The organism is Candidatus Pelagibacter communis (assembly GCF_001180025.1).
Classification (GTDB): Bacteria; Pseudomonadota; Alphaproteobacteria; order Pelagibacterales; family Pelagibacteraceae; genus Pelagibacter; species Pelagibacter ubique_A.
In genome coordinates this window covers 14,553-31,629 of the sequence record NZ_CVSK01000047.1, presented here as the reverse complement: position 1 = coordinate 31,629, position 17,077 = coordinate 14,553, and the positions used below count along the sequence as shown (strand labels likewise).

Genomic DNA, 17,077 nt, shown 5'->3' with positions numbered 1-17,077 from the left:
TTTGTGTCTAGGCTTAGAGTCTAGCTCCAAGGAAACGGACTGTTCGAAGTAGGGTGAAGTTCACCCTTCTCGTAACGGTTGAATCTAAATGGTTTTAATAAATCACTTTCAGTACCAAGAATTTCTTTTGCAACAAGTTCTCCAACCCCAATCATTTTATAACCATGATTGGCATCTGCAATCATGTAAACGTTTTCAAAAAATCTATCAAAGATTGGAAACGAGTCTGGTGTCATACATCCAAGTCCGCCCGATGGTCCTTTTCTATATAAATCAGATTTACCCTCAAATCTTTTTTGACAATGCGCTAACGCTGAACACCACATTTCACTAAATGCGTCTGTTGTTTGATACTCAGGTGACTCAATTCCATAAGGATCAACATTAACTTGATCAAAATGTTTTTTAACTATGTAAGGAGAAGTTCCCCCTTGTACACCTAATCCTTCAATGTCAGGTTTGTAATAAATTCCCCATATTTTATCTGTTAATAATTTTTTTGTTTTGTCTGAATATAACGGAGCAGTCGAGTCTACATGAACCACAGGAGGTTGTTTACCATCATTAGTTTTTAGAAAATCTGGCTCAACACCAATAACACCTTCTTGTAGCATCCAGTATGTCCACATATCTGTTACATGCATTTTACCGTCTTTGCCTTTAATGTTAGCCGTTTTAGGTAACTCTAACATATTCCAAAAATCTCTCGCCCATGGACCTGCACCGATAACAACCTGTTCGCACTCAATTGTACCTTTGTCTGTCTCCACCCCTGTAACAGCTTGACTGTTACTTCCTCTTTTAAAACCTGTTACTTTTACACCTTTCATAACCTGAACACCGTTTGATGTAGATTTGCTTTCAAGTGCTTTAATTGAATCTTTGTTAAATGCGTATCCACCTTTTTTTTCATGAAGTATTGAAGTGATGCCTTGTGCTTGCCAATCATCAAAAATATTTTTCATATAATTCGAACAATCTTTTTCACCTTCAATAAATACTGACTCATATCCGATTGCTTTTTGTTGCTCATAAATACTTGCAACATCTTCATGCATTACTTCAGGTGAAATTTGTAAGTAGCCAACAGGGTTATATTTAAATGCTTTAGGATCACTCTCCCAAACTGAAACTGAGTGAGCCATAAGCTCTCTCATTGCTGGTTGGAAATAATTATTTCTTACAACACCACAAGCAATTCCGCTTGCACCAGCTGCAGTATCTTTTTTTTCTAAGACAACGATGTCACCAGGATTTTTGTAAGTTTCAGAAAGTTTCCAAGCAGTACTTAGACCGTGAATTCCACCACCGATTATAACTACTTTTGCTTTCGAAGGTAATGTCGTCATAAAAAAACATTATTTTTTGCAAATAGTAATTAATATAATTTTTTATAGAACTAAAAATTATATATATAATTTAGATATTTCGATTTTTGTGAAATTTATCGCTAATAACTTATATTTTTTAAGGTATCCAGGTATTCATTAAATTCTTTAATAAATGAATCACTAGGTATTATATTTTTTATCCTTTGGTCTGTTGATGTTTTTTCAAGACGAAAGAATCCTTTTTCACAAGCTTCAGTAATAATTAATGCAGATTTAGGTCTAGATGTTTTAAATAATTTAGTTTTAAGTTCTTCAACAGATAGTTTTTTATTTTCTTTATGTGCAGACATTACTAATAACATCATATGATAGTGAGAAGGAGATTTTCTAAAAAAATAGTTACTAGCAGTATGAGATTGTCTCATTTGATCTTCCCAAAAATCTAATAACGTCTTTTTTTCTTTTGGCATTATTTTTAAGCTTTGACTCTTGATTTGGTTGGATCGTAGAATGGAAAACCAACAACTTTAGCACCAATCCTTTTTTGATGACCATCGATTTTACCTATTTCAACTTCAGTACCGATTTCAGAGTATTGGACATCAATTCTGCACAGAGCAATATTTTTATTCAACGTAGAGGACAAGCATCCACTCGTAACTATACCAACCTGTGACCTTCCAATATGGACACAGTCACCGTGGCCTGCTATTTCTTTTCCATTAAGTTCTAGTCCTACTAATTTCTTTTGAGGGTTAGCTTTTCTTTTAATTAATTCCTCTTTACCAATAAAATCTTCTTCCTTTGTTTTCAATGGAACAGCAAAACCTATACCGGCTTCAAAAGGGTCTTGCTCTCCATCAAATTCAGCGCCAAATAAAATTAAACCCGCCTCAATTCTTAGTTTATCTAATGCAGCAAACCCAGCTGGTATCAACCCATCATCTTTACCTGCTTCCATTAATTTATCCCAAACTTCAGGAGCATGTTTTGGATGACACCAAACTTCATAACCTAATTCACCAGTATAACCTGTTCTAGAAACAATTAACGGAATACCTTGAAGCTCTTCTATTCTACAAATTGTAAATCTAAACCAGCCCAACTCATCTATCGAAGGCTGTGTTGGTGGTGTAAAGATAATTTTTTTTAAAATTTCTCTACTTTTTGGACCTTGCAAAGATACATTACTTATTTGGTCAGTTGAGTTTTTAACAATAGCATTAAAATTCTTTTTTTTTGCAATTTCTTTTAGCCATTCTCCACCATACTCATCTCCACATATCCATCTAAAACCTGTTTCGCTTAATCTTAAAAGAGTTCCGTCATCGAACATCATTCCATTTTCGTAACACATTGCTGAATATACAACCTGTCCAACAGAAAGTTTTTTTATATTTCTTGTAAGAGTGTAGTTCATTAACTCCTCAGCATCAGGACCAATTATTTCAAACTTTCTTAGTGATGATAGATCAATTAACACAGCATCATTTCTGCAAGCATTGTACTCATTAACTAACCCATGTTTGGTGTAATCGTTTGGAAGCCAAAAGCCTCTAGCATCAACAAAGTTTCTAGTTAATTTTGAAGTTCTTTCATAAAAACCAGAATTTCTAGTAAGTTTATTTTCAGAGTCTGTTTTCATTCTAAAACCAAATGACTTTTTAAATTCTTTGTTTTTGTCGTAAGTTCTAACAAATATATTTGTAGGATTCCATGAATTACAAGGATCTATATCGCTTGGACATGCAGTTGTTCCTATTGTTAAATCTTTCAAAGCCTTAAACATTACATAATCACCAGGTCTAGAATATGATTCATCAGAAATAACAGAGTTCAATCCTCCAGCAGAAGTGTTAAAAAACAAATTAATTGCATGCCAACCTTTTTGTTTCTGAACACCGTATTTAGACATACTTTCAGTTAAATTATCCGAACAGTTTGGATGACCAAAATATCCTGAGTCTTCATAATACTTTGAAGTACATGCAAGATTAAAAGTATCATGTTTTCCAACAGTATCTCTTATTACTTCAACAAGTGGCTCATGATCTGTGTCATAAAATTTAGAGAACAAACCTGGTCCCGGGAAAGTATTACCCATGAATGTTCTCGTGGTTTGCCAGTCTAATCCTTTTTCAATCCCTTTTTCTAATTTTCTTGTATCGAATGCCACAAAGTCAGAACATTGTCTACCAGTTGGACTTATCACTTGAATATAATCTCCTTCCTTAACCTCATAAGATATACAACTTTCTTTCTTTATATTTTCTTCATAAACAGGTTCGAAAACAGGATCGGGAATTACATTCAATTCCTTATCATTAACAATTTTAGCTCTTTTAACGAATATGGTTAAATCAGTTGGTGGATTTTGTTCTGTAACATCCATATCTTTACCAGGAGCTGAAAATATTACATAACATTTATCTTTTGACTTTAATTTAATTTTTTCACCAGGCTCTGTGTCTAGATCAAATATAATTGAAGATTTTGAATTAGAAATTTTTAAATTTCTTTTTTGTAATTGATAGTTGGTAGCTAAAATTGTTTCATCATTCCCACTAAGAATATTTCTTATGAAGTTTTTTTCATTATTTGATTTAAGATTTAATATTCCAACATCTGAATTTCCATCTTTATCAAAAGAAATAATCTCACATATTTGATTACCTTCATTATTGATTATTTCTATTTCATCATCAGGAAAAATTTGAAAACCAGTAAGACCACCACCATTGACAACGTGTCTTTCAACTCCAGGTGGTAAAATATTTAAACCAGGATATTTAATATCTTTACTTGTTCCTATCATTTTAATTTTTTAAATATTGTTATATTTTTTATCATCATTTTTATTGTTTAAATATATATATATTTTTTAGAACTAATAATTCTTTACCTACCTATTCGTTTTGTCATAGACTATTGGATATTAATATTAATAGAGGGGTATACATGAAAAAAATAATATCATTACTATCTGCTCTAGTTATTTCTGTAGTAAGTTTTGCAGGAATTTCTAACGCTGATAGCAAGAAGCCTATCGTTATCCCAACTCATAACTGGTCAAGTCAAATTGTAATGGCCTACGTTATTGGTGGAATTTTCGAAAGTATGGGCAATAACGTTAAATACGTTAACGCAGACTCACAAGCAGTTTATGAGTCAATTAGAATTGGAGATGTAACTTTATCTCACGAGGTATGGGAATCTGCATTCGGTAAATCATTTACTACTGCTTTAGATAAAGGTGGTTTATTGGATTGGGGTGACCATGAAGCAAGAACTCTTGAGGATATGGGATATCCAAACTGGGTTACTGAAAAAGGATTATGCCCAGGTCTACCAGATTGGACAGCTTTAAAAAATCCAGATTGTGCAAAAAACTTTACAACACCTGACTCTCCAGATGGAAAAGGAAGAATGTTGGAAGGTCCACAAACTTGGCATGGTGACTTAATTCCACAAAGGGTTGATGCACTAGGTTTAGGTGATTTATGGTGGGTTAAATTTGCCGGAAGTGCTGATGCACTTTGGGCAGAGTTAGCTGCAGCTGAAAAAGAAGGAAGAGGAACAATTATCTTCAACTGGACGCCTAACTTTACAGATGGTGCTGGTTTTACATTTATTGACTTCCCTCCATACACAGCTGGTTGCAGACCAGAAGATGGCGGAGATGGTAAATGTGGTTCTCCTGATGGATACTTGAAAAAAGCAGTTCATGAGGATTTCCCAAAAACTCATCCTAAGGCAGCAGCAACGTTTAAGAAAATGTCATTCTCTACAAGTCAAATTGGTGCAATGGCAGCTTTAGTTGACGTTGACAAAATGACTCACGAAGATGCAGCTAAAAAATGGTTAGCTGATAACAAGTCAGTTTGGCAAGCTTTTACTAAATAAGGATAAAAGTTAAAATTTTGAATCTCCCCCAACATTGTTGGGGGGGATTTTTTTTTAAATAATTTTGTGTAAAATATGTTTATGAAAAGATCTATTCTTGTTTTTCTTTTAAGCTTTCTAGTTTGCACATCAGTCTTTGCACGAAGTACAGGCTGTAAAGAAGGTAATTGTGATAATGGATATGGTAAGTGGGTTTATACCGATAAAACAACTTATGAAGGAGAATGGGTTTCAACAAAAAAACAAGGACAAGGTGTAGAGACTTGGCCAAATGGATATATTTATAAAGGAGAATTCAAAAATAGTGTCTGGAGTGGAATAGGTACATTAACATTTCCTGATGGTTCTACTTACGAAGGAGAGTGGGCGAATGGTTTTATGAATGGTCAAGGAACATTTACTTGGTCTGATGGAAAACAAAAAACAGGTATTTGGAAGAACGGTAAGTTACAAGAATAATGTCTAAAGAAAATTATATTAATAAAATAAAAGATTTACCTGAGTCTTTGAGACAATTTATTGGTCTTATATTTATTACTCTAATAGTAATTTTATCTTTTAGTATTTTAAATGGAATTTTTGGACAAGGTGATGATTTAGTAAAAAGAATGAAGTTAGAAGAAGAAAGAATTGCTGAAGAAAAAAAACTTAGCGAATTAATATCTAAATTACCTTCTGGTATATTGGTCTCATTTGATGGAACTGATCACTACAAATTAACAGATGAAGTATATGAGCAAGTATGTAAAGCTACAAAGCTAATTCCTCAAAGAGCAATAATGGGAGCTAATTTTTTAAATTTTAGAGCACATGAGCTATATACAATTAATGGAAATAAAATTGATGAGACTTTTGTTAAATGGGATGAAGAAAAAAACAAATGTTTTGCGGGTTTTACAGTTAGTGGAAATAATGTAGGTGTTGATGAAAGTATTACTATAAGTGGAGAAGCTTTAAGTTTTTTAAGTACTGGAATTGATACCAGAGTTTATTTTATTAAAAATTTTTAATTAGGAAAGGCAACAATTATTAACATTTTATTTTTATAGAATTTAATATAACTTTAAAACAATTTATGTCTGAGACTGTAATCAAATGCGAATCGGTTTATAAAATTTTTGGAGAAAATGCCAAAAAGATGCTTGAAGAGTCTAATGGCAATGTAGACGCAAAAACCTTTCAGGAAAGAGGATGTATTGTTGGAGTAAATAATGCTTCTTTTGAAGTTGCAAAAGGGGAAATGTTAGTAGTAATGGGTTTATCTGGTTCAGGTAAATCAACACTTCTTAGATGTATTTCAAGATTAACGGATGCTACCGGTGGAAAGATTTTTATTGAAGGTCAAGATTTATTAGAATTAAATAATAAAGAGCTTATTGAGCTTAGAAGAAATAAAATGGGAATGGTTTTTCAAAGCTTTGCTTTGTTACCTCATAAAACAGTTGTTGAAAATATTGCTTTTCCGCTTCAGATAAAAGGCACTAATACTGAAGAGAGTATTAGTAGAGCAATGGAAATGGTAAAACTAGTTGGACTAGATGGAAGAGAGAATTATTTTCCAAGAGAACTTTCAGGTGGACAACAACAAAGGGTAGGAATCGCAAGGTCATTAGCAGTAGAGCCTGATATATGGTTTTTAGATGAACCTTTTTCTGCATTAGATCCATTGATTAGAAAAGAAATGCAAGATGAGTTTTTAAGACTTCAGGAAAAATTACAGAAAACCATCATGTTCATCACTCATGATTTTGATGAGGCATTAAAGTTAGCTGATCGAATAGCAATCATGAAAGATGGTATAATTGAACAATTAGATACACCTGCAAATATCGTACTTAATCCAGCAACTGAATATGTAAGAAAGTTTACTGAAGAAGTACCGAGAGAGAAGGTTTTGATTATTGAGGATGTAATGGATGCTTCAAGTAAAGATAATTTAGGAGATTTAAAAGTATCAAAAGATGAAATTATAGAAAATGTTGCAGAAAAAATACTTACTCAAGAAAAATTAGTAGGAGTAATTGACTCAAATAATAATATTGTAGGATCAATTAAACCTTCAAAAATAATAGATACAGTTTTTGGAGGAAGAAAAAACGGTAGTTAAAATATGGAGTATTTAAAAAAATATCCAAAATTATTTCAGTGGTTATTTTTATTAATTGTATTTTTTGCTTTATGTTTTGCAATTGATGTTCCTGAAACCTATAAATTTATAAGAGGCCAGGCCGAATTTGTTAAAGATCCAAACCAAAGTGTTTACTTTTTTCTAGGTAAAGAGGTTAGGTATTATGCCTTTGATGTTTTTTGGAGATTGCCTCCACTTCTAGGATGGCTGCCTATTTGGATAAATGACTCTTTATTTTTCTTAATGAATGAATGGATGCCAATGGAATTTTGGAACGAAGATACTCAAGAATTTAAAACTCGACCATTACTATTAGAGATAAGTAGAAATTTAACTTCATTTATGACTTTTTTAATTGAATTAATTAGAGAGATTTTACTTGGAGGTTTAGAAACTATTGTTGCATTTACAAGTTGGGATTTTATTGATGCTTATCCTTGGTTAGAGTTACCAGGTTTACCTTGGACCATTGTTGCAGCTGGAGCAGCTATACTATCTTATAAATTAAGTGGAAAAGGATTGGCTTTATTTGCAGGTTTAACAATGATCTATATTTCTATATTTGGTCAATGGAAACCATCAATGCAAACGCTTTCTTTTATACTTGTTGCAGCTCCACTTTCATTTATTTTTGGTTTAGGCCTAGGTATTGCAGCTTACAAAAGTAAACGTGTTGAAAAAGCATTGTACCCAATTCTTCTAGTAATGCAGACTATGCCACAATACGCTGTATTAGTTCCTGCACTTGTTTTATTTGGAGTAGGTGATCACGCTGCTGTAATTATTACTATGGTTGTTGCGGTTCCACCAATGATATTATTAACAATATTAGGTTTAAGAGCCATACCCCCAGAAGTTATTGAAGCAGGAAGAATGAGTGGTTGTACCAATTGGCAATTAATGTTCAAGGTACTAATTCCAACAGCAAGAAGAGATATTTTAATTGGAGTTAACCAAGTTATTATGGTTTGTTTTTCAATGGCAGTTATATCTGCTTTCATTGGTGCCAAAGGTTTAGGATTTAATTTATTATTAGCTTTGAACCAACTTAATATTGGATTAGCATTGGAAGCAGGATTGTGTATTAGTCTAATTGCAATTCTTCTTGATAAAATGTCTTTAGCTTGGGCAAATAAACAAACAGATTATTTTGGTAATCTGACATTTTTCCAAAGAAATAAAAACGTAATATTTTTTGCAGCTTCATTCGTAATTGGAATAATTCTTGCATATGTTGGGACTTTTATTTTCAAAGGTAGTTTTAATTACTTGTTTGAAATTCCTCATAACAAAGGAATATCAACAGCAGATTTTTGGAATAAAGGAGTTGATTGGATTTTTGATACTTTCTTCGTTTATATTAAAGCATTTAATACATGGTTAATTCAAGATGTGCTTCAGCCGATGAGAGCTTTGTATTTAAGAATGCCTGCAGTTGCTACATTGGTACTAGCAGTTGGTGCAGGATATTTAATTGGAGGAGTTCGATCAGCATTAGTTGTTGCTGCTTTGACTTTATTTATAGCATTAAGTCCATGGTGGGATAGAGCGCTAGTTACATTATATATGGCAACTTTTGGAGTAGTTATTTCTTGTTTAATTGGATTTACAGTTGGCACATTATGTTTTCAAAATAAAAAATCGGCAGCGTTTATGTTAGGTGTTTGTGATATATTTCAAACATTCCCATCATTTGTTTATCTAATTCCTGTAATGATGCTTTTTGGAATTACAGATACTTCTGTATTAATTGCAGTGATTGTTTATGCCACAATTCCTGCAACAAGATATACAATTGAAGGTTTAAGAAGTGTTCCTGTTGGCTTGCATGAAGCTGCAACAATGTCTGGTGTTAATAAATTTCAAAGATTAACTAAAATTGAGTTTCCATTAGCATTTCCTCATATGATGCTTGGTTTAAATCAAACAATAGTTTTTGCTTTATTTATGGTGATAATTGGAGCCTTCATTGGAACGGAAGATCTTGGTCAATACATTTTAAAAGCACTTTCAGATAAAAATGGAGCTGGAATTGGTTTAACTTTAGGTATCTGTGTTGCGTTTATAGGATTGATCTTTGATAATTTGATTAGAACTTGGGTTGGAAAAAGAAAAAAACACTTAGGCATAGCGTAGTCCGTTGAAAAAATTTATAATTTCTATTGATCAAGGTACCACTTCTTCAAGAGTAATACTTTTTAACACTAAAGGGAAAATTGAATTTGTTTCACAATATGAATTTAAACAATATTTTCCGAAAAATGGGTGGGTAGAACATAATCCAAATGAGATTTGGTCAACAACCCTTAAAGCACTTAAGAATGTTGTTAATAAGGCCAATAAAACCAGAGGCCATATTATTAGTATTGGAATTACCAATCAAAGGGAAACAACAATTTTATGGAATAAGAAAACAGGAAAGCCAATCTATAATGCAATAGTTTGGCAAGATCGAAGAACTCAAGAATATTGTAAAAAACTTAAAAACAAAAAATATGAAAAAGATTTTAGAAAGAAAACAGGATTATTTATTGATCCTTATTTTTCAGCAACAAAAGTAAGGTGGATTTTAGATAATGTTAAGCAGTCTAAAAAATTAATAAAGTCAAACAATTTATTATTTGGGACAGTTGATACTTTTTTAATTTGGAAATTAACTAAAGGAAAACAACATTTAACCGAAGCTACAAACGCAAGTAGGACAATGCTGTTTAATATTAATAACAATAAATGGGATCATGAGATTTTAAAAAAATTAAATATTCCAAAGAGTATTCTACCCAAAGTAAAAAATTCAGCTGATGACTTTGGCAAAACTGATAAAAAAATTATTGGAAAAGAGATACCAATATCTGCTGTTTTAGGTGATCAACAGGCTGCTGCGGTTGGTCAAACTTGTTTTGATAAAGGTTCAATCAAAAGCACTTATGGAACAGGGGCTTTTGTAATTATGAATACAGGCTCTAAGAAAATAAATTCCAAAAATAAATTGTTAACAACAATATGTTATCGATTGAATAATAAGACTACTTATGCTTTAGAGGGATCAATTTTCATAGCTGGCGCTGGCATACAATGGTTAAGAGATAAAATGAAATTAATAAAAAAAGCACCAGAAACAGAAAAAATAGCAAGATCATCAAATATAAATGATGGCATCTATATCGTTCCCGCTTTTAGCGGCATGGGTGCACCGTATTGGAGACCAGATGCAAGAGGTTTAATTACAGGTTTAACCAGAGATAGTAATTGGCAAAGTTTAGTAAGAGCAACAGTAGAGTCCGTTGCTTATCAAAGTTATGACCTTTTTAACGCTATGAATAAAGACGGTTTGAAACCTAGAATAGTAAAAATTGATGGTGGTATGGTTGCAAACAATTGGTTTTCTCAATTCTTGTCAGATACAATAAATCTAAAAGTAATTAGACCAAAAGTATTGGAAACTACTGCTTTAGGTGTTGCTCTCTTTGCTGGATATCAGGTTGGTGAGTTTAAATCTTTAAATGAAATCAAAAATATTTGGCAAAAAGACAGAGCTTTTTCTCCAAAAATCAAAAATTCATTGAGAAATCAACTTTTACAAGGATGGAAACTAGCAATTAAAAAAACTTTGGCATAGTTTTGGTTATGAAGAAAGTTTTAATTATTGGAGCTGGAGCAATGGGGGCAGCATTCTCTTTTCCATTGTTAGACAATAACAATAAAGTAACTTTAACAGAGCCATATAATGCAAAACTTTTAAATAAACTTCTTAATAAAAAGAAATTTCATCCTAGTTTAAAAATTACTTTGCCAAAAAAATTATTAATTAGAAGATTTTCATCTCAATTACTAATTGAAAAATGGGATTTAATTGTAGTAGCCGTAAGTTCTGTTGGAATAGAATTGGTAAAAAAATATTTAAAGAACTTAAATAAACAAACTTATTTATTGATTTTAACAAAAGGACTTAAATTTGATCGTAAAACAAAAAAAATAATTACAATGTCAGAACAATTAGATTTAAGAAATAAAAAATTAAATATCTCTGTGTTAAAAGGACCTTGTTTGGCAAAAGAATTGGCAAGAAAAATAAAGAGCTATACAGTTATTGCAAATAAAAATATAAGGATAGCAAGACAAATAGGAAAACTAGTTTCAGCAAAATATTATAAAACCGAATACTCTTCAGATGTTCGAGGAATAGAATTTTCCTCCGCTATAAAAAATATTTATTCTATGGTTATAGGATCAGGTGAAGGGAATAATACCTCCTCAGCATTATTTAGAAAATCGTTTGATGAAATGGAATATTTAATTCAACATTTTAAAGGTAAAAAAGAAACTGTAAGAGGCTTAGCAGGTTTAGGTGATTTGTATGTTAGTGCTGTAGGAGGAAGAAATAGTAAAATGGGTGAATACTTGGGTAAAGGGTTTTCTTTTAAAAATGCTAAAAATAAATTTATGACAAATGATACTGTTGAAGGAGCTGATTTAGCTTATGAAATTGCACCATATATTTTAAATAAAATTAATAAAAAAAAAATTCCATTAATGACCACTTTGCTAAATGCAATTACCAAAAATAAAAAATTAAAAATAAATTATTAATTTATTATTTATTTAAGAAGGTTTTCATTGAATCATCCATCGCTATTTCCCATGGTGTATGGTGCACAGGTGCAACTGATCCAGTTACAGGAGACGAGAATGATTTATTTCTATAAGTAAGAATATCCTCTACTTTATGATGCTCCCATTCTTTGAAATGTTTTCTAATTAATTCAAAATCAATTTTAGGGTAATCTGACATATCATGAAGTTCTTTGGTATATTCTGTTTGAAAATCAATCATTTGGTCAGGGTTTTCTAATTTTTCTTCCATAGCGACCCACTTATTAATGTCTTTATCTATCTCTTCATCACTAGGCATTTTGATTTTCCCCATTATCACATCTCTTGCATACCATCCCTGACAGTCAAACATGTTAAATGTATGAAATTGGTCCTGCATACCTAAGTATAAAAGCTTATGATTATCTTGCCACACAATACCTTTATAAAGTTTTGGTGGATACAATCTGTTATGTGTTTTTAATTTTAAACTTTCATCTAAAAATGGGAAATGATGCAAATATCCTGTACATAAAATAATTACATCAGCATTTTGTTCTGTTCCATCTTTAAATATGGCTTTTTTCCCTTCTAACCTATCTAAATAATGAACTTCTTTCATGCCTTTTGGCCATTTGAAACCCATTGGGTTATGTCTGTAACCGATTGTTACACTTTTAGCGCCATACTTATTACATTGTAGAGCCACATCTTCAGCAGAATAACTGCTACCTAAAACAATTACATCTTTTCCTCTGAATTCCTCAGCATCTCTAAAATCATGTGAGTGCATTATTCTTCCTGGGAAAGAATTCATTCCTTCGTATTCAGGAATAAAAGGCACAGAAAAATGACCTGTAGAGACAACCACATAATCAAATGTATCATTTAAAACTTTATTATTTACTTTGTCATGGTAGCCAATTTCAAACTTATCATTTTTATAAACAGCATTTGTAACTCTAGTATTAAATTTAATCTTACTTTTTATATTTCCTTTGCTTACTCTTCCTAAAATATAATCTTGCAGGACTTCTCTTGGAGGGAAAGAGGGAATTGGCTTTCCAAAATGTTCATCAAAAGAGTAATCAGCAAATTCTAAACACTCCTTAGGTCCATTTGACCATAAGTATCTATACATACTATTAGGCACAGGATCTCCATATTGATCAGAACCTGTTCTCCAATTGTAATTCCATAAACCACCCCAACTCTCTTGTTTTTCAAAGCAAATTATTTCAGGAATTTTTTCTCCTTTTTTTTCTAAATGTTCAAATGCTCTTAAAATTGAAAGTCCACATGGACCAGCGCCTATGATTGCTACTTTTGACATAGAATTTTTCCTATCATTAATAAATTTATAAATATATCTTACTAACAATTTTAAAAAAAATAAAATTATATTTTGTTTATGGGTATTAATTGGAATTATCCCACCACTATGTGGATAGGAGAAAAAAGAATTGAAGACTTATCTTTGGCATGTAAAGAGCTAGGTATTTCAAACCCATTATTTGTAACTGACAAAGATTTAATTAATTTAGATATTATAAAAAATATAATATTGAGTTTAAAAAAAAGTTTTAAAAATCTAATTACCTTTTCTAATTTTACGGGAAATCCAATTTGTCAAAACGTAGAGGAAGGTGTTAAAGTTTATAATACTTCGGGCTGTGATGGCGTAATAGCTTTAGGAGGTGGTAGTGGTTTAGATGTTGGAAAGGCAATAGCATTTATGTGTAATCAATCTAGACCTATTTGGGATTTTGAGGATATTGGTGATTACTGGACTAGAGCAGATAGTTCTAAAATTTCAAAAATCATAGCAGTTCCTACTACTGCTGGAACTGGATCTGAAACTGGAAGAGCATCTGCAATTATCAACAAAGATACTGGTGCAAAAAAAATTATTTTTCATCCTAAAATGCTACCTTCAATTGTGATTTTAGATCCTTTGCTTACTATAGATTTATCTCCAAGATTAACAGCAGCAACTGGAATGGATGCTTTAGCACATAATTTAGAAGCTTTTTGTGCACCAGGTTATCATCCAATGGCTGATGGTATGGCAATAGAGGGAATAAAACTAATTAAAAATTCATTAATTAAAGCCTTTAAAAATGGAAAAGATGTTAATGCAAGAATGGATTTGCTATCCGCAGCTTCAATGGGTTCGACTGCATTTCAGAAAGGACTAGGAGCAATTCATTCGTTGAGTCATCCTGTAAATGGTAAATTTAATGTTCATCATGGTTTATCCAATGCAATATTTATGCCTTATGTTTTAACATTTAATAAACCATCAATTGAAAATAAAATAATATCGATTTGTGATTATCTTAGCTTAAATAAAAATTTTGATAGTTTTTTAGATTGGATTTTAGAATTAAGAAATAATTTAAATATTCCACACAAATTGTCAGATATAATGGATTGTAATAATATTGATTTAGATGAACTTTCCTTAATGGCATTTGAAGATCCATCAACAGGAGGGAATCCCAAAAAATTAAGTCAAAATGATCTAAAAGAAATGTATATAAAAAGTATTTCTGGAGAATTATTTTAATGAAAAAAATATTGATAGTAGAAGGAAATTTACAAGAAGAAAATCAAAGTTTTTCTGAGGCTGGAATTCAAACACATACAGAAAGCCTTAAAGATAGTTTGGGGTTTTTCACAGATAAATTAGTAACCCACGTGGTCAATCCTTCTTCGGATGAAAATATTAATAAAAATATTGATGCACTTGAAAGCTACGACGGTCTTATTTGGGGAGGAAGTAGTTTAAACATCTATAACAATACTCCAGAAATAAAAAGACAAATTGAATTTATGAAAGAATGTCAGAAAAAAATCAAAAAAATTTTAGCAATATGTTGGGGCATGCAAGTAGCAGTAACAGCAGCAGGAGGGGAGGTTAAAAAAGCTACAAAAGGATCTCATAGAGGTATTGCTTCAAATATAGAAATTAATGAAAATGGATTAAATCATCCACTTTATAAAAATAAAGATAAAAAATTTAATACCCCTGCATTTAATTTTGATGAAGTGGTAACAATGCCAGTAAATTCAACTTTATTAGCCTCAAACTCAATTAATGATGTGCAAGGATTAAATTTTGAAGTTGGCAACTGTAATATATGGGGCCTTCAATACCACCCCGAGATTACTTATAATAAAATGATTAATTTGATTATTTTTAGAAAAAAGAGACTTTTAGAAAAAGGTGCTTTTAAAGATGAGATTGAAGTCGATAATCATATTAAACATATAGAAACTGAGAATAATAAATTAGATAAAGTTTCTAGAATGAGAGAATTAGAGAACTGGTTAGGCTATTTAAATTTAGAATAAACCTTCTATTTCACCTTTGTCATTTAATTTTATAGAGTCGGCTGCTGGAACTCTTGGAAGCCCTGGCATTGTCATAATTTCTCCACACACAACAACTATAAATTCAGCACCAGAAGAAAGTCTTACCTCTCTTACAGGCAAAACATGCCCTGTGGGAGCACCTTTTAAATTTGGATCTGTTGAAAAACTGTATTGAGTTTTTGCAATACAAACAGGTAACTTACCATAACCTTTTTCTTCAAAATCTTTTAATTGTTGTCTTACTTTTGTATCTGCTACCACTTCAGAGGCGCTATAAATTTCTTGTGCAATTTTTTCTATTTTTTTGAATAACGGAAGGTCATCCTCATATAAAAACTTAAATGTATCTTTTTTATCTTCACAAATTTCTGTAACGTTTTTAGCAAGTTCAACAGTTCCTTCGCTTCCATTTGACCAATGAGTACATTTAGAAGCTTTTACTCCTTGCGTTTCACAAAAATCTAACAAAGTTTTCATTTCATCTTCTGTATCTGTAATAAAATGATTAACAGCAACAGTAACAGGTAACCCAAATTTTCTAATATTGTTTATATGTCTTCGTAAATTTACCATTCCCTCTTTTAGAGCTGATACATTTTCTTTTTTTAAATCTTCTTTAGCAACTCCCCCATGCATTTTTAAAGCTCTTATTGTTGCTACAATAACAACACAATCTGGTTTGAGACCAGATTTTCTACATTTAATATCCAAAAATTTTTCAGCTCCCAAATCAGCTCCAAAACCTGCCTCTGTAACAACATAGTCAGCTAATTTTAGTCCTGCTTTAGTTGCAATAACTGAATTACATCCATGAGCAATATTTGCAAAAGGCCCACCATGAATTATTGCTGGATTGTTTTCTAAAGTTTGAGTTACGTTCGGTCTTATTGCTTCTTTAAGCAAAACAGTCATTGGACCTTGTGCATTTAAATCTTTTGCATAAATTGCCTGCTTATCTCTAGTATAACCAATTGTAATATTTCCAATTCTGTTTTCTAAATCTTTTAAATCTGTTGCTAAACAAAAAATAGCCATTAGCTCAGATGCAACTGTGATATCAAAACTATCTTGTCTTGGGTAACCATTAGCTACTCCTCCTAGATCTACAATGATTGATCTTAATGATCTATCATTCATATCCATTACTCTTCTCCAAACAACTCTTCTAACATCAATGTTAAGTTTGTTGCCCCAATAAATATGATTATCAATTAATGCAGATAGTAAGTTATGAGCAGATGTAATAGCATGAAAGTCACCTGTAAAATGAAGATTGATTTGTTCCATTGGTACTACTTGGGCATAACCACCTCCAGCAGCTCCACCCTTCATTCCAAATGATGGACCAAGACTTGGTTCCCTTAAACAAACAATAGATTTTTTTCCAATTTTATTTAAACCGTCATTTAAACCAACAGAAGTTGTAGTTTTACCTTCACCAGCTGGAGTTGGAGTGATTGCTGTAACTAAAATTAATTTACCGTTTTCTTTTTTAAGAGTATTTAAATATTCAAGATTTATTTTGGCTATGTGTCTTCCCATTGGACTAAAAGCAAAATTTTCATCTGGCACTCCAACCTTAGAAAGAATATCCTTTATTGGTTGCATCTTAGCTTCTCGAGCTATTTGAATGTCAGATTTCACATCACTCATGAATAATCCCTTAAATTAAAAAATATTTACCTGTGACTTCTTATCCTTTTTTGCCATTTTTGGAAACTTCTAAAAAATATATATAAAAAAA

General features: G+C 31.6%; 14 protein-coding genes. 9 read left to right on the top strand and 5 right to left on the bottom strand.

The window, feature by feature from the left end; genetic code table 11:
- Positions 1–20: 20 nt before the first annotated feature.
- From AMN83_RS02025 to AMN83_RS02015, 3 genes are all read right to left on the bottom strand, one after another.
- A complete protein-coding gene (locus tag AMN83_RS02025; RefSeq protein WP_075503976.1) occupies positions 21–1,349 on the bottom strand; it encodes an NAD(P)/FAD-dependent oxidoreductase in 1,329 nt (442 codons plus the stop codon).
- Between the two features lie 101 nt (positions 1,350–1,450).
- The gene (locus AMN83_RS02020; protein ID WP_072090444.1) at positions 1,451–1,801 is read right to left on the bottom strand and encodes a hypothetical protein; all 351 of its coding nucleotides are present in this window, start codon (positions 1,799–1,801) and stop codon (positions 1,451–1,453) included.
- Between the two features lie 5 nt (positions 1,802–1,806).
- Positions 1,807–4,146 carry a DUF1989 domain-containing protein gene (locus AMN83_RS02015; RefSeq protein WP_075503974.1) on the bottom strand — a complete coding sequence of 780 codons (2,340 nt, stop codon included), beginning with the start codon at positions 4,144–4,146 and terminating at the stop codon, positions 1,807–1,809.
- 143 nt (positions 4,147–4,289) lie between these two features.
- On the opposite strand from AMN83_RS02015, the gene AMN83_RS02010 reads away from it, so the two are divergent.
- From AMN83_RS02010 to AMN83_RS01980, 7 genes are all read left to right on the top strand, one after another.
- Positions 4,290–5,234 (top strand): ABC transporter substrate-binding protein, encoded by a 945-nt coding sequence (locus AMN83_RS02010; RefSeq protein ID WP_075503972.1) that lies wholly within the window; start codon positions 4,290–4,292, stop codon positions 5,232–5,234.
- Between the two features lie 81 nt (positions 5,235–5,315).
- Positions 5,316–5,693, top strand: a complete 378-nt coding sequence (locus tag AMN83_RS02005; RefSeq protein ID WP_075504073.1) for an MORN repeat-containing protein — start codon at positions 5,316–5,318, stop codon at positions 5,691–5,693.
- Positions 5,693–6,244: a hypothetical protein gene (locus AMN83_RS02000; protein WP_075503970.1), complete on the top strand. Its 552-nt coding sequence runs from the start codon at positions 5,693–5,695 to the stop codon at positions 6,242–6,244. The genes AMN83_RS02005 and AMN83_RS02000 overlap by 1 nt, the downstream gene beginning before the upstream one ends.
- 65 nt (positions 6,245–6,309) lie before the next feature.
- The gene (locus tag AMN83_RS01995; protein WP_075503968.1) at positions 6,310–7,341 is read left to right on the top strand and encodes a quaternary amine ABC transporter ATP-binding protein; all 1,032 of its coding nucleotides are present in this window, start codon (positions 6,310–6,312) and stop codon (positions 7,339–7,341) included.
- 3 nt (positions 7,342–7,344) lie between these two features.
- Positions 7,345–9,498, top strand: coding sequence for an ABC transporter permease (locus tag AMN83_RS01990; protein WP_075503966.1), 2,154 nt, complete (start codon positions 7,345–7,347; stop codon positions 9,496–9,498).
- Positions 9,499–9,502: 4 nt separating this feature from the next.
- Positions 9,503–10,981 (top strand): glycerol kinase GlpK, encoded by a 1,479-nt coding sequence (glpK, locus tag AMN83_RS01985; protein WP_075503963.1) that lies wholly within the window; start codon positions 9,503–9,505, stop codon positions 10,979–10,981.
- Between the two features lie 8 nt (positions 10,982–10,989).
- A complete protein-coding gene (locus AMN83_RS01980; RefSeq protein WP_075503961.1) occupies positions 10,990–11,952 on the top strand; it encodes a 2-dehydropantoate 2-reductase N-terminal domain-containing protein in 963 nt (320 codons plus the stop codon).
- Between the two features lie 4 nt (positions 11,953–11,956).
- On the opposite strand, the gene AMN83_RS01975 is transcribed toward AMN83_RS01980, so the two are convergent.
- Positions 11,957–13,288, bottom strand: a complete 1,332-nt coding sequence (locus tag AMN83_RS01975; RefSeq protein WP_075503959.1) for an NAD(P)-binding domain-containing protein — start codon at positions 13,286–13,288, stop codon at positions 11,957–11,959.
- Between the two features lie 78 nt (positions 13,289–13,366).
- Here AMN83_RS01975 and AMN83_RS01970 point away from each other — a divergent pair, with 78 nt between their 5' ends.
- Both AMN83_RS01970 and AMN83_RS01965 read left to right on the top strand, forming a co-directional pair.
- Entirely contained in the window at positions 13,367–14,524 is a 1,158-nt protein-coding gene (locus AMN83_RS01970; protein ID WP_075503957.1) for an iron-containing alcohol dehydrogenase, read from the top strand.
- Positions 14,524–15,312, top strand: coding sequence for a type 1 glutamine amidotransferase (locus AMN83_RS01965; protein WP_075503955.1), 789 nt, complete (start codon positions 14,524–14,526; stop codon positions 15,310–15,312). Before AMN83_RS01970 ends, AMN83_RS01965 begins: the two co-directional genes overlap by 1 nt.
- Here AMN83_RS01965 and AMN83_RS01960 read toward each other — a convergent pair.
- Positions 15,304–16,986, bottom strand: a complete 1,683-nt coding sequence (locus tag AMN83_RS01960) for a formate--tetrahydrofolate ligase (protein ID WP_075503953.1) — start codon at positions 16,984–16,986, stop codon at positions 15,304–15,306. The two genes, AMN83_RS01965 and AMN83_RS01960, sit on opposite strands and share 9 nt — an antisense overlap.
- Between the last annotated feature and the right edge of the window lie 91 nt (positions 16,987–17,077).